This window comes from Pseudomonas sp. HMSC057H01, from assembly GCF_001836405.1.
GTDB classification, from domain to species: Bacteria; Pseudomonadota; Gammaproteobacteria; order Pseudomonadales; family Pseudomonadaceae; genus Pseudomonas; species Pseudomonas aeruginosa.
In genome coordinates, this window is record NZ_KV828511.1 from 178,521 (window position 1) to 191,608 (window position 13,088).

Sequence of the window (13,088 nt, forward strand, 5' to 3'; positions counted from 1 at the left end):
TGCTGTTCGACGAGCCGACCTCGGCGCTCGACCCGGAAATGGTCAACGAAGTGCTCGACGTGATGGTCCAGCTGGCCCACGAAGGCATGACCATGATGTGCGTGACCCACGAGATGGGCTTCGCGCGCAAGGTCGCCAACCGGGTGATCTTCATGGACCGCGGGCAGATCGTGGAAGACTGCGAGAAGGAGGAGTTCTTCGGCGACGTCAGCGCCCGCTCCGAACGCGCCCAGCAGTTCCTCGCCAAGATCCTCCCGCACTGATGTACCCGCCCTCGCCGGCCCGCCCGGCGGGGGCCTGCTCTACCCTCGCCTGCGATAACAATAAATAGGGAAAGCCCATGCAACCTGTGCTCTTCAGAACCCTGTCCCTCGGCGTCGCCATTGCCGCCGCATCCTCCTCGGCCTTCGCCGCCACGCTCGACGGCGGCGCCGTCGCCGCGCCCGACGAGTACGGCGCCAAGGTCGCCGCGCAGATCCTCAAGGCCGGCGGCAACGCGGTGGACGCCGCGGTGGCCACCGCCTTCACCCTGGCGGTCACCTACCCCGAGGCCGGCAACATCGGCGGCGGCGGCTTCATGACCCTGTACATGGACGGCAAGCCGTACTTCCTCGACTACCGCGAGGTGGCGCCGAAGGCCGCGAGCAAAACCATGTACCTGGACGACAAGGGCGAGGTGATCGAGAACCTCAGCCTGGTCGGCGCCAAGGCCGCCGGCGTGCCGGGCACCGTGATGGGCCTCTGGGAAGCCCACAAGCGTTTCGGCAAGCTGCCCTGGAGCGAGCTGCTGACCCCGGCCATCGGCTACGCGCAAAAGGGCTTCAAGGTCGCCGACAAGCAGTTCCAGTACCGCCAGGACGCCGTCGCGCTGTTCAACGGCAAGACCAACTTCGGCGACTACTTCGGCCACATGAAGGCCGGCGAGGCGTTCCTCCAGCCGGACCTGGCGAAGACCCTGGAGCGTATCGCCGACAAGGGCCCGGACGAGTTCTACAAAGGCCATACCGCCGACCTGCTGGTGGCACAGATGCAGCAGGACAAGGGACTGATCACCCACCAGGACCTCGCCGACTACAAGGTCAGGTGGCGCGAACCGATGCGCGTCGACTGGCAGGGCAACACACTCTATACCGCGCCGCTGCCAAGCTCCGGCGGGATCGCCCTGGCCCAGTTGCTGGGCATCAAGGAAAACCGTGCCGCCGACTTCAAGGGCGTCGAGCTGAATTCCGCGCGCTACATCCACCTGCTGGCGGAGATCGAGAAACGCGTGTTCGCCGACCGCGCCGACTACCTCGGCGATCCGGACTTCTCCAAGGTCCCGGTGGCGCGCCTGACCGATCCGGCATACCTGAAGCAGCGTGCCGCCGAGGTCAACCCGACGGCGATCTCGCCGACCGAGAAGGTCCGTCCCGGCCTGGAACCGCACCAGACCACGCACTTCTCCATCGTCGACGCCGACGGCAACGCGGTGAGCAACACCTACACCCTCAACTGGGACTTCGGCAGCGGCGTGGTGGTCAAGGGCGCCGGCTTCCTGCTCAACGACGAGATGGACGACTTCAGCGCCAAACCGGGCGTGGCCAACGCCTTCGGCGTGGTCGGCAGCGACGCCAACGCCATCGAGCCGGGCAAGCGCATGCTCTCCTCGATGAGCCCGAGCATCGTCACCCGCGACGGCAAGGTCAGCCTGGTGGTCGGCACGCCCGGCGGCTCGCGGATCTTCACCTCGATCTTCCAGGTGCTGAACAACATCTACGACTTCCACCTGCCGCTGGAGAAGGCCGTGGCCGCGCAGCGCGTGCACCACCAGTTGCTGCCCAAGGACACGATCTACTACGACGCCTACGCGCCGCTCGCCGGCAAGGTCGCCGAGGAGCTGAAGGCGATGGGCTACACCCTGGAGGACCAGGGCTGGAACATGGGCGATATCCAGGCCATCCGCGTCGACGGCAAGGCCCTGGAGACCGCCTCCGATCCCCGTGGCCGCGGCGTCGGCCTGGTGGTGAAACCCTGACAGGACGGCGGGCGGCCGACGCCGCCCGCGCCTGATTGCGTGCAACGACGATAACCCTACCAACCTACCGACACGAGATATCGCCATGAAGCCATTGCTCCACGCGTTCGCCCCCGGTGTTATGGCCCTGATGCTCCTGCTGCCGCAGGCCGCCCAGGCCAAGGAAGTCGCACCGCAACAGAAACTGTCCAACGTGGTCATCCTGGCCACCGGCGGTACCATCGCCGGCGCCGGCGCCAGCGCCGCCAACAGCGCCACCTACACCGCCGCCAAGGTGCCGGTCGACCAGTTGCTGGCCAGCGTGCCGCAGCTCAAGGACATCGCCAACGTCCGCGGCCAACAGGTGTTCCAGATCGCCTCGGAAAGCTTCACCAACGAGAACCTGCTGGAACTGGGCAAGACCGTCGCCAAGCTGGCCGATAGCGACGACGTCGACGGCATCGTGATCACCCACGGTACCGACACCCTGGAAGAGACTGCCTACTTCCTGACCCTGGTCGAGCACACCGAGAAGCCCATCGTGGTGGTCGGCTCGATGCGCCCGGGCACCGCGATGTCCGCCGACGGCATGCTCAACCTGTACAACGCCGTGGCGGTGGCCGGCGACAAGTCGGCGCGCGGCAAGGGCGTGCTGATCACCATGAACGACGAGATTCTCTCCGGCCGCGACGCGAGCAAGATGGTCAACATCAAGACCGAAGCGTTCAAGAGCCCGTGGGGCCCGCTGGGCATGGTGGTCGAGGGTAAGAGCTACTGGTTCCGCGCACCGGTGAAGCGGCACACGGTGAACTCCGAGTTCGACATCAAGCAGATCTCCGCGCTGGCTCCGGTGGAAATCGCCTACAGCTACGGCAACGTCAGCGACACCGCCTACAAGGCCCTGGCCCAGGCCGGCGCCAAGGCGATCATCCATGCCGGCACCGGCAACGGCTCGGTGCCCGCGCGCGTGGTGCCGACCCTGCAGGAACTGCGCAAGCAGGGCGTGCAGATCATCCGCTCCTCGCACGTCAATGCCGGCGGCTTCGTCCTGCGCAACGCCGAGCAGCCGGACGACAAGAACGACTGGATCGTCGCCCACGACCTGAACCCGCAGAAGGCGCGCATCCTGGCCGCGGTCGCGATGACCAAGACCCAGGACAGCAAGGAGCTGCAACGGATCTTCTGGGAATACTGAGTGAACCCTTCCGGCGCCGCCTGCCGGCCGTGCCGGAAAACCGCCCGCTCCGCCGCCCATCGTGGCGGCGGGCTGGCCTAGCCGCGACGACTGTGATGGAATCCCCCGACCCGCCCTGCAGCGTACCTCCGTCACTGACCGTGAAGCCCCGCCTCGTCCGCCAGTTGCTGCTCCCCATTCCCCTGCTCCTGCTGATGCTCGGCTTCGGCTACGGCGGCTACCGGATCAGCGAGAGCGCCGGCATCCGTGCCCTCGCCGAGAATGGCGAACGCCAGCTGGAGCTGCATGCGCGGACGGTCGAGAGCGAGATCAGCAAGTACACCTACCTGCCCAGCCTGCTGGAGCTGGAGCGCAGCGTCAGCCACCTGCTCACCGACCCGACGCCATACCGGCGCAACCAGGTCAACGCCTACCTCGAAGGCCTCAACCGCCGCGCCGGCAGCCGCGCGGTGTACCTGCTGGACACCAACGGCCGGGTCCTGGCCACCAGCAACTGGAGCGACCCGGACAGCTACCTCGGCGAGGACCTGTCGTTCCGCGCCTACTGGCAGGACGCGATGAAGGGCAAGCCGGGCCGCTTCTACGGCATCGGCAGCACCCGCGGCGAGCCGGGCTACTACCTGGCCCACGGCCTGGTCCACGGCGGCCGGATCATCGGCGTGGCGGTGGTCAAGGTGAAGATGGACGCCCTCGAGGAGCGCTGGGAGAAGGCGCGCCTGGAAGCCTTCGTCAGCGACGAGAACGGCATCATCATCCTCTCCAGCAACCCTGCCCTGCGCCTGAAGGCGGTGCGCTCCCTGAGCGCCGACGACAAGGAGCGCCTGGCGCGCAGCATGCAGTACTACTGGTGGGCGCTGAACGAGTGGCAGCCGCTGCTGCGCGAGCCGCTGGCCGCCGGAGTGGAGAAGCTCAGTTTCCCCGCCGATGAGCAGCACCCGCGCGGCGAAGCGGTCACCTACCTGGCGCAGACCCGCGCGCTGAATGACACGCCGTGGAACCTGACCCTGCTCAGCCCGCTGGAAGACCTGCGCCGCGACGCGGTGCGCAATGGCATGCTGGCCGCCATCGGTTTCGCCCTCCTGGCCTTCCTGCTGATCGCCTGGAACGAGCGGCGCAAGGTACTCGCCACCCGCCTCGCCGCGCGCGAGGCGCTGCAACGGGCCAACGGCGAGCTGGAAGTGAAGATCGCCGAACGCACCGCCGACCTGCAGGCCAGCAACGCACGCCTGACCGCCGAGATCCACGAGCGCCAGCAGGCCGAGGACACCCTGCGCAAGGCCCAGGACGAACTGGTCCAGGCCGGCAAGCTGGCGGTGATCGGGCAGATGTCCACCAGCATCGCCCACGAACTCAACCAACCACTGGCGGCGCTGCGTACGCTGTCCGGCAACACCGTGCGCTTCCTCCAGCGCGGCAAACTGGAGACCGCCAGCACCAACCTCGCCACCATCAATGAACTGGTCGACCGCATGGGCCGCATCACCGCCAGCCTGCGTGCCTTCGCCCGGCGCAGCGACGACGCCGGCCAGGCCAGCCTGGCCAAGGCGGTGGACGCGGCGCTGCTGATCCTGCACGGGCGCCTGGAGCAGGACCCGCCGACCCTGCACCGGCATTTCGACGATGTGCGCCTGGGCATCGACCAGACCCGCCTGGAGCAGATCCTGGTCAACCTGCTGGCCAACGCCCTCGACGCCATGAGCGGGCAGGCCGACCGCCAGCTCTGGCTGGAAGGCCGGCGCGAGGAGGAGCGCTACGTCCTGCGCGTGCGCGACAACGGCCCCGGTATCCCGCCGGCGGCGCGCGTCCACCTGTTCGAACCCTTCTTCACCACCAAGCCCGGCGAACATGGCCTGGGCCTCGGCCTGACCCTCTCGGCCAGCCTGGCCACCGCCGCCGGCGGCAGCCTCAGCGTGCAGCACCCCGAAAGCGGCGGAACCGCCTTCGAGCTGAGCCTGTCCCTGGTTCCCGATTCCCCGACTGCGAGTCCCGCCCGATGAACGAGCCGCTTTCCGTCCTGATCGTCGAAGACGATCCGCATGTCTTGCTCGGCTGCCAGCAGGCGCTGGAGCTGGAGGACATCCCCTGCATCGGCGTCGGCAGCGCCGAGGAGGCGCTGCAACGGGTCGACCGCGACTTCGCCGGCATCGTCGTCAGCGACATCCGCCTGCCCGGCATCGACGGCCTGACCCTGCTGGAGCGTCTCAAGGCCCTCGACCCGAGCCTGCCGGTGGTGCTGATCACCGGTCACGGCGACATCTCCATGGCGGTACAGGCGATGCACGCCGGCGCCTACGACTTCATGGAGAAGCCCTTCTCTCCGGAACGCCTGGTCGAGGTCGCCCGCCGCGCCCTGGAGCAGCGCGGGCTGGCCCGCGAGGTCAGCGCGCTGCGTCGCCAGTTGGCCGGCCGCCAGGACCTGGCGCAACGGATCATCGGCCGCTCGCCGGCGATCCAGGCGTTGCGCGAGCTGATCGCCAACGTCGGCGACACCTCGGCCAACGTGCTGATCCTCGGCGAGACCGGCACCGGCAAGGAGCTGGTGGCGCGCTGCCTCCACGACTACAGCCGGCGCCACCAGCATGCCTTCGTCGCGCTGAACTGCGGCGGCCTGCCGGAGAACCTGTTCGACAGCGAGATATTCGGCCACGAGGCGCACGCCTTCACCGGTGCCAACAAGCGGCGGATCGGCAAGATCGAGCATGCCAACGGCGGCACGCTGTTCCTCGACGAGATCGAGAGCATGCCGGTCAACCTGCAGATCAAGCTGCTGCGGGTGTTGCAGGAACACACCCTGGAACGCCTCGGCTCGAACCAGTCGATCCCGGTGGACTGCCGGGTGATCGCGGCGACCAAGGCGGACCTCGCCGCCATGGGCAAGAGCGGCCAGTTCCGCAGCGACCTCTACTACCGGCTCAACGTGGTGAGCCTGGAACTGCCGGCACTGCGCGACCGCCGCGAGGACATCCTGCTGCTCTTCGAACACTTCCTTCAGCAATCCTCGCTGCGCTTCGACCGCCCCGCGCCGGAACTCGACCGTGCCACCGTGGCCAGCCTGATGGCCCACGACTGGCCGGGCAACGTGCGCGAACTGCGCAACGTCGCCGAACGCTTCGCCCTCGGCCTGCCGGTGTTCAACAAGGGCGGCCAGGCCGTACAGACCGGCGGCCCGCGCTTCGCCGAAGCGGTGGAGGCATTCGAGAAGGCCCTGCTCGGCGACGCCCTGGCCCGCCACCACGGCAACCTGACCCAGGCCAGCCAGGACCTGGGCATGGCCAAGACCACGCTGTTCGACAAGGTGAAGAAGTACGGCCTGCAATAGGCCGGAGCGCCCTCTTCGCCCTGCCCGCCTGGCGTGGGGCGCAGGACGCGATGCTTCATCCGGCATTTCTCACCCGCCTGCGATTCCGCTCGGCGGATAACGCCAGGGGCGTTATTCGCCCTACCCGCCGGTGTGGGGAATGCGCTATCCGGGCATTCGTGAATTGAACTCAAGTGTCATTTTCCCTGGCAGCGGTTTTTCGCACGAATCGTTCCGCCAATAATGCGCTCACCTTCTTCCAGCGCGCCGCGCCACGGCCGGCCTCACGAGCGAGATCGCCATCATGCTGTTCAGCCCCTATGCCTTTGGCCACCTGACCCTCCCCAATCGCATCGTCATGCCGCCGATGACCCGTTCCCGAGCCGCCAGTGGTGAAGTCGCCACCGCGCTGATGGCCGAGTACTACAGCCAGCGCGCCGGCGCCGGCCTGATCGTTTCCGAAGGCACCCAGATCAGCCGGCAGGGCCAGGGCTACGCCTGGACACCGGGCATCCACAGCGCCGAGCAGGTCGCCGGCTGGCGCCAGGTCACCGACGCGGTGCACGCCGCCGGCGGGCGCATCTTCGCCCAGCTCTGGCACGTCGGCAGGGTCTCGCACACCTCGCTGCAACCGGGCAACGCCGCCCCGGTGTCCTCCTCGGCGCTGGTGGCCGAAGGCGTGAAGGTCTTCGTCGATCCCCAGGGCCGCGGAGCGCAGGCCGGCGGCGGCGAGATGGTCCAGCACTCGGCGCCGCGTGCGCTGGCCGTGGAGGAAATCCGGGAGATCGTCGCCGACTATGCCCAGGCCGCACGCAACGCCCTCGACGCCGGCTTCGACGGGGTCGAGCTGCACGGCGCCAACGGCTACCTGATCAACCAGTTCATCGACTCCCAGGCCAATGCGCGCAACGACCAATACGGCGGCTCGCTGGAGAACCGCCTGCGCTTCCTCCGCGAAGTCGCCGAGGCGGTCACCGCGGTGGTCGGCAGGGAGCGCATCGGCGTGCGCCTGGCGCCGCTGACCACCCTGCAGGGCGCGGTCGACGACACCCCGCAAGCCACCTACCTGGCCGCGGCGCGGCTACTGGACGAGATCGGCGTGGCCTACATCCACATCGCCGAGGCCGACTGGGAAGACGCCCCGGCCATGCCGGCGGCGTTCAAGGAAGCGTTGCGCATCGTCTACCGTGGCAGCCTGATCTACTCCGGCATGTACACCAAGGCGCGCGCCGAGGAAGCCCTGGCCAAGGGCTGGGCCGACCTGATCGGCTTCGGCCGGCCGTTCATCGCCAACCCTGACCTGCCCTACCGCCTGGAGCACGACCTGGCGCTGGCCGACGGCGACCGCTCGACCTACTTCGGTGGCGGCGCCGCCGGCTACACCGACTACCCGAGCCTGCCGCAGGCGGCCGGTTGAAACCCCTAGCCGACCGGACCGCGAGCGCGCGGCCGGTTGGCGAAACATGCCGCCACAACCTCGCCTTTGGTCGACTAGAACCCACGGCTGGCGGGACCTAGACTCAATTCGCCAGATATTCATTATTAATAGGCCTGATTTCCTGGACAGGGGGGACCACCGATAGCATCGAGGAACATTTCGAGGAATCCGCCATGAGCAAGTCCCTGATCGTCTCCCTGGCCGCCAGCCTGGTCGTCCTGGCCGGTTGCGCCAACCCGCCGCGCAGCGTCGAGCGCCCCTACAGCGACGCCGAAATCAAGTCCTACGCCCTCGACAGCCTGGAACGCAGCGACCTCTCGCCGAAGCGCCTCGACCAGTACCGCAGCGTGCTCGGCACGCCGCACCGGCAGACCCTCTAGCGCCTTCAGACGGGGCGCCTTCAGACGGGGCGCCGCCAGACGCTCGCCAGCCAGGGCTGCTGCTCGCGCGGCAGGCCCGGCGGCCGGTAGTAGTGCTCCAGCTCGACGAAACCGGCTTCCTCCAGCAGGCGTTTCCAGGCCGGGTAATCGTGGTAGGCACCGTAGCGTTGGCCATTCCAGCCCTCGCGGTTGTCGCCGCGCGGGTTGGAGCTGAACAGCACGCCGCCCGGCCGCAGCGCTTCGAAGAGTTCGCCGAGCACCCGCGGCAAGGCGCTGCCGGGCACATGGAACAGGCTGGCGTTGGCGAAGATGCCGTCGAAGTGCCCAGCCGGCAGTCGCAGCGCCAGGAAATTCTGTTGCCATACCTCGCAACCGCTGTCGGCCCTGGCCATCTCGACGAAGCGCGGCGTGCCTTCGAGTCCCACCGGCTGGTGGCCGAGGCGGCGGAAGGTGGCCAGGTCGCGCCCGGGACCGCAGCCGAAATCGAGGATCCGGTACGGCGGCGGCCCGTCGATATGGCGCAGCAGCGCCTCGACGTTCTGGCTCACGTCATGGCCGCGGGTGCCCTCGCGGAAGCCTTCGGCGTTGCGCTGATAGTCGGCCAGGGTGGTGGCGGTGATCGCGTCGAAATCCTCGGTGCTCATGTCTGCTCGCAGTGGCGGGGTTCCGCCCAGTCTAGCGCCGGCACGGGTTTCGCCTAAGGTTTTGTAATAGTTTCCCGCTGTGGCGAGGGCCCGCGACACAGTAGGATCGACTTCCCTTTGACTCTCAATGGCCATCATGACCACCCTTTCGGAGCCCCCCAGTCGTCCTTCCGGACAACCCTCCCCGCTTCGCCTTCGCCACCTGCGTCCGCCCCTCGACGCCGAATCCCTCGCCTCGTCCCCCTCCGTCACCGCCGGCTGCCGCAGCCGCGCCGTGCAGCGTCGCGCCAGCGCGACGGCCAGCCGGACCGGGAGGTAAGCGCACATGGAATGGATAGCTGACCCGACTGCCTGGCTCGGCCTGGCGACCCTGATCGTGCTGGAGATCGTCCTCGGCATCGACAACCTGGTGTTCATCGCGATCCTCGCCGACAAGCTGCCGCCGCACCTGCGCGACCGCGCCCGGGTCCTCGGCCTGTCGCTGGCGCTGCTGATGCGCCTGGGCCTGCTGGCGAGCATCTCGTGGATGGTGACCCTCACCGAGCCGCTGTTCGAGGTATTCGGCAAGAGCTTCTCCGGCCGCGACCTGATCATGCTGTTCGGTGGCGTGTTCCTGCTGTTCAAGGCCACCATGGAGCTGCACGAACGCCTCGAAGGCCATGTCGCCCAGCACGCCGGCAACAAGACCTACGCGCTGTTCTGGCCGATCGTCGCGCAGATCGTGGTGCTCGACGCGGTGTTCTCGCTCGACGCGGTGATCACCGCAGTGGGCATGGTCGAGCACCTGGAAGTGATGATGATCGCGGTGATCGTCTCCATCGGCCTGATGATCGTCGCCAGCAAGCCGCTGACCCGCTTCGTCAATCGTCACCCGACGGTGATCATGCTGTGCCTGGGCTTCCTGATGATGATCGGCTTCAGCCTGACCGCCGAGGGCCTGGGCTTCCATATCCCGAAAGGCTACCTGTACGCGGCCATCGGCTTCTCGATCCTCATCGAGGTGTTCAACCAGGTCGCCCGCAAGCGCCGCAAGAAGAGCCTGCAGGGCCACCGCCCGCTGCGCGCACGTACCGCCCATGCGGTGCTGCGCCTGCTCGGCGGCCAGCGCCTGGAGGCCGACGAGGTCGGCGAGGAAGTCGCCGACCTGTTCGAGGAGGGCGACGACCAGGTGGTCTTCGACCGCCGCGAGCGGGTGATGATCAGCGGTGTGCTGCAATTGGCCGAGAAGCCCATCCGCAGCCTGATGACGGTACGCGCCGAGGTCGACTGCATCGACCTCGACAGCGGCCGCGAGGCGATCCGCGCGGCGCTGCTCGAATCGTCCTACTCGCGCCTGCCACTGGTGCGCGACGGGCGCGTCGAGGAGCCGCTGGGCTACGTGCACAAGAAGGAACTGCTCAAGGAGCTGCTCGCCGGCGCCCAGCCGGACCTGGAAAGCCTGGCCCGCCAGCCGCTCAACCTGTTGCAGGACTGTTCGATCCTCAATGCCCTGGAGCAGATGCGCGAGGCCTCGACCCACGTGGCCTTCGTGGTCAACGAGTTCGGCGAATTCATCGGCCTGCTGACCCTGACCGACATTCTCGAATCCATCGCCGGCGAGCTGCCCGACGCCAGCGAGATCGACGGTCCGGACGTGGTCGAGGAGAACGACGGCTACCTGGTCAGCGGTGCCATGAACCTCAGCCAGGTGCGTCGACGCGTGGGGTTCGACGCGCGCGCCACGGAGGACTACCAGACCCTCGCCGGGCTGGTGATGAGCCTGCTCGACCGCCTGCCGGTGATCGGCGACCGCCTGCAGTGGCAGGACTGGGAACTGCGGGTGGTGGAAGTGGAAGAACGCCGGGTGACCCGGGTCCTGCTGCGCAGGGGCTGAGCGAAGCGGCGGCCGCCGATCCGGCCGCCGCCCTCCCCGGCGCAGCGGCAGACCGCTACAGGCGGCGCTGCCAGGCCTGCACCTGCTCGTCCTTCACCACCTCGACGAAAGCTTCCGGCAACAGGGTGCGGAACGGTCCTTCGTCGGCCTCGGCCAGCTCGACCATCCGCGCGATCATTTCCTCCGGATCGTACTGCTCGAAGGGAAAGCGCACGCCGCTGTGGTCGGTGAAGTGGCGCTGCGGGTCGTACCAGCGTTTCCAGGTTTCCATCATGCGATCGTTGAAGCCGGTCTGGTACGGGCCGGGATTGATGGTGCCGACCTGGATGCCGAACGGCTTCAGTTCGGCATGCAGGGCCTCGGCGAAGGCCTCCAGGGCATGCTTGGAGGCGCAGTAGGGACCGGTATAGGGTCCGGTGATCAGGCCGGCGATGGACGACACGAAGAGCACCTTGCCGCCACGCTTCTGCTCGACCATGCGCCGGACGAAACCCTGGGTCAGTTCCAGGTTGGCGAACACGTTGGTCTCGAACAGCGCGCGCACCAGTTCCAGCGGGATCTCCGCGCTGGCCCCGGCCTCGGCGCTGCCGGCGTTGTTCAGCAGCACGTCGATATCCGATTCCCAGGCGCGTTCGCGATCGGCGGCGACGGTGATGTCGAGGGTTTCCACCCGCAGCGGGACGCCACGCCGCCCGGCCTCTTCGCGCAGGTCGGCGGCCTGCCCGGCGCCGCGCACGCCGGCGATCGTCCGATGGCCGCGGGCGGCCAGGCGCAACGCCACTTCCCGACCGAAGCCGCTGCCGGCCCCGGTCACCAGGATTCGCTTCTGTTTCATCTCGATTACCTCTGGATTGTTGCCATGGCCACGGCGGCCTCGGCGATGGATTGGTCCTGGGCCGCGCTGGCGCCGGAGACGCCGACGCCACCCAGGCAGGAACCGCCGGCATCGCCCAGCGGCATGCCGCCGGCGAAGCAGGCCAGCCCGCCGTTGCTCTGCTCGATGCTCCACAACGGCTGGCCCGGCCCGGCGAGTCGGCCCAGCTCGCCGCTGGGCAGGCGGAACAGCGCGGCGCTGCGCGCCTTGCGCTGGGCCAGGTCGATGGCACCGGGAACGCTGTCGTCCATCCGTACGAACGCCAGCAGGTTGGCATGGGCGTCGACCACCGCGACGCAGACCGCCAGGCGCTGCCGCTGCGCTTCGGCAATGGCCGCCGCGATGCAGCGTTGGGCATGTTGCAGAGACAGGTGGGTAGACATGGCCGGCGTCCTCATCGAGTGCTTGCGGGCCAGTCTAGAAAGGTCGAAGCTTTAACAGAACCGGCCTTCTCCTACGTAGACTTTCAAGTTTTTCTAACAATGAATCGACGCGATCCCCTCGCCGGCCTGCATGTCTTCAGGCAGGTCGCCGACACCGGCAGCTTCACCCGCGCCGCCGCCCTGCTCGGGGTGACGCCGGCGGCGGTGAGCCAGGCGATCAACCAACTGGAAGCCGAGCTGCGTCTCAAGCTGTTCCACCGCACCACCCGCGGGGTCAGCCTGAGCGAGGCCGGGCAGCGCTACCACGAACAGACCGAACAGCCCTACCGCGACCTGGTGCGCGCCCGCGAAGCGCTCGGCGAAAGCCTCGCGGAACCCTCCGGGCAGTTGCGCATCAGCGCCCTGCACCTGGCGAAGAACCTGGTGATCGCACCGATGCTCAACGAGTTCGTGCGACGCTACCCGAAGGTGCAACTGGAGATCCGCTACGAGGACCAGTTGGTGGATATCGTCAGGGAACGGCTGGATGCCGGCATCCGCCTGGCCGACGCCCTGCAGCCGGGCATGGTCGGGGTGCAACTGACAGCGCCGCTCGCGTGCCTGCTGGTGGCCACTCCGGCCTACCTCGCCGAGCACGGTACGCCGGCCAGCGTCGCCGACCTCGATGGGCATGCCGCCGTGCGCTTCCGTTTCCCGCGCAGCGGCCGCCTGCACAAGTGGCGCTTGCGGGAAGACGGGCGGGAACTGGAAGTGGACCTGCCGGCACGCTTCGTCAGCACCGACACCGAGACGATCATCGAGGCGGCCCGCGCCGGCGCCGGGATCGCCCAGGCATTCATCCGCGAGCGGGTCGCCGCGGACCTCGCCGCCGGGCGCCTGGTGGAAGTGCTGCCTGGCAGTTGCCTGCCGCTGCCGCCGATGTGGCTGTATTACCTGAACCGCCGCCACGTACCGGCCAAGCTGCGCGCCTTCATCGAACTGCTACGCGAGTGGCGGCAGCCGGCCTGAAC

The 13,088-nt window shown here is 68.1% G+C and carries 11 protein-coding genes and 1 pseudogene; 9 read left to right on the forward strand and 3 right to left on the reverse strand.

The genetic code is table 11. From position 1 onward, the window contains the following. From HMPREF2581_RS23670 to HMPREF2581_RS23700, 7 genes and pseudogenes are all read left to right on the forward strand, one after another. Positions 1-263, forward strand: a pseudogene (locus tag HMPREF2581_RS23670) (amino acid ABC transporter ATP-binding protein); the annotation flags it as partial. 77 nt (positions 264-340) lie between these two features. Then, positions 341-2,014: a gamma-glutamyltransferase gene (gene ggt / locus HMPREF2581_RS23675; protein WP_003086881.1), complete on the forward strand. Its 1,674-nt coding sequence runs from the start codon at positions 341-343 to the stop codon at positions 2,012-2,014. 85 nt (positions 2,015-2,099) lie between these two features. After that, a complete protein-coding gene (locus HMPREF2581_RS23680) occupies positions 2,100-3,188 on the forward strand; it encodes an asparaginase (protein WP_003109247.1) in 1,089 nt (362 codons plus the stop codon). A 95-nt stretch (positions 3,189-3,283) separates the two neighbouring features. Continuing rightward, positions 3,284-5,185 carry a sensor histidine kinase gene (locus HMPREF2581_RS23685; protein WP_003140368.1) on the forward strand — a complete coding sequence of 634 codons (1,902 nt, stop codon included), beginning with the start codon at positions 3,284-3,286 and terminating at the stop codon, positions 5,183-5,185. Then, positions 5,182-6,507 (forward strand): two-component response regulator AauR, encoded by a 1,326-nt coding sequence (locus HMPREF2581_RS23690; RefSeq protein ID WP_003086877.1) that lies wholly within the window; start codon positions 5,182-5,184, stop codon positions 6,505-6,507. The genes HMPREF2581_RS23685 and HMPREF2581_RS23690 overlap by 4 nt, the downstream gene beginning before the upstream one ends. A gap of 283 nt (positions 6,508-6,790) precedes the next feature. Next, entirely contained in the window at positions 6,791-7,903 is a 1,113-nt protein-coding gene (locus HMPREF2581_RS23695; RefSeq protein WP_003140369.1) for an alkene reductase, read from the forward strand. Between the two features lie 194 nt (positions 7,904-8,097). Then, positions 8,098-8,304 (forward strand): hypothetical protein, encoded by a 207-nt coding sequence (locus HMPREF2581_RS23700; protein WP_003086874.1) that lies wholly within the window; start codon positions 8,098-8,100, stop codon positions 8,302-8,304. Positions 8,305-8,324: 20 nt separating this feature from the next. Here the strand turns inward: HMPREF2581_RS23700 and HMPREF2581_RS23705 are convergent, their stop codons facing one another. Further along, a complete protein-coding gene (locus tag HMPREF2581_RS23705) occupies positions 8,325-8,948 on the reverse strand; it encodes a class I SAM-dependent DNA methyltransferase (protein WP_003086873.1) in 624 nt (207 codons plus the stop codon). 325 nt (positions 8,949-9,273) lie between these two features. Between HMPREF2581_RS23705 and HMPREF2581_RS23710 the strand changes: the two genes are divergently transcribed. Then, on the forward strand, positions 9,274-10,821 hold the full coding sequence (locus HMPREF2581_RS23710; protein ID WP_003082751.1) for a TerC family protein: 1,548 nt from the start codon (positions 9,274-9,276) through the stop codon (positions 10,819-10,821). 55 nt (positions 10,822-10,876) lie between these two features. Here HMPREF2581_RS23710 and HMPREF2581_RS23715 read toward each other — a convergent pair whose 3' ends face one another. Continuing rightward, on the reverse strand, positions 10,877-11,656 hold the full coding sequence (locus tag HMPREF2581_RS23715; RefSeq protein ID WP_003140379.1) for an SDR family oxidoreductase: 780 nt from the start codon (positions 11,654-11,656) through the stop codon (positions 10,877-10,879). 5 nt (positions 11,657-11,661) lie between these two features. Continuing rightward, the gene (locus HMPREF2581_RS23720) at positions 11,662-12,093 is read right to left on the reverse strand and encodes a GlcG/HbpS family heme-binding protein (RefSeq protein ID WP_003082743.1); all 432 of its coding nucleotides are present in this window, start codon (positions 12,091-12,093) and stop codon (positions 11,662-11,664) included. An 84-nt stretch (positions 12,094-12,177) separates the two neighbouring features. On the opposite strand from HMPREF2581_RS23720, the gene HMPREF2581_RS23725 reads away from it, so the two are divergent. After that, complete coding sequence (locus HMPREF2581_RS23725) at positions 12,178-13,086, forward strand: LysR family transcriptional regulator (protein ID WP_003140381.1); 909 nt, start codon at positions 12,178-12,180, stop codon at positions 13,084-13,086. Positions 13,087-13,088: the final 2 nt, after the last annotated feature.

Coding starts and splice junctions, on each gene's coding strand:
- ggt (WP_003086881.1), top strand. CDS start 341: ATGCAACCTGTGCTCTTCAGAACCCTGTCCCTCGGCGTCGCCATTGCC.
- HMPREF2581_RS23680 (WP_003109247.1), top strand. CDS start 2,100: ATGAAGCCATTGCTCCACGCGTTCGCCCCCGGTGTTATGGCCCTGATG.
- HMPREF2581_RS23685 (WP_003140368.1), top strand. CDS start 3,284: ATGGAATCCCCCGACCCGCCCTGCAGCGTACCTCCGTCACTGACCGTG.
- HMPREF2581_RS23690 (WP_003086877.1), top strand. CDS start 5,182: ATGAACGAGCCGCTTTCCGTCCTGATCGTCGAAGACGATCCGCATGTC.
- HMPREF2581_RS23695 (WP_003140369.1), top strand. CDS start 6,791: ATGCTGTTCAGCCCCTATGCCTTTGGCCACCTGACCCTCCCCAATCGC.
- HMPREF2581_RS23700 (WP_003086874.1), top strand. CDS start 8,098: ATGAGCAAGTCCCTGATCGTCTCCCTGGCCGCCAGCCTGGTCGTCCTG.
- HMPREF2581_RS23705 (WP_003086873.1), bottom strand. CDS start 8,948: ATGAGCACCGAGGATTTCGACGCGATCACCGCCACCACCCTGGCCGAC.
- HMPREF2581_RS23710 (WP_003082751.1), top strand. CDS start 9,274: ATGGAATGGATAGCTGACCCGACTGCCTGGCTCGGCCTGGCGACCCTG.
- HMPREF2581_RS23715 (WP_003140379.1), bottom strand. CDS start 11,656: ATGAAACAGAAGCGAATCCTGGTGACCGGGGCCGGCAGCGGCTTCGGT.
- HMPREF2581_RS23720 (WP_003082743.1), bottom strand. CDS start 12,093: ATGAGGACGCCGGCCATGTCTACCCACCTGTCTCTGCAACATGCCCAA.
- HMPREF2581_RS23725 (WP_003140381.1), top strand. CDS start 12,178: ATGAATCGACGCGATCCCCTCGCCGGCCTGCATGTCTTCAGGCAGGTC.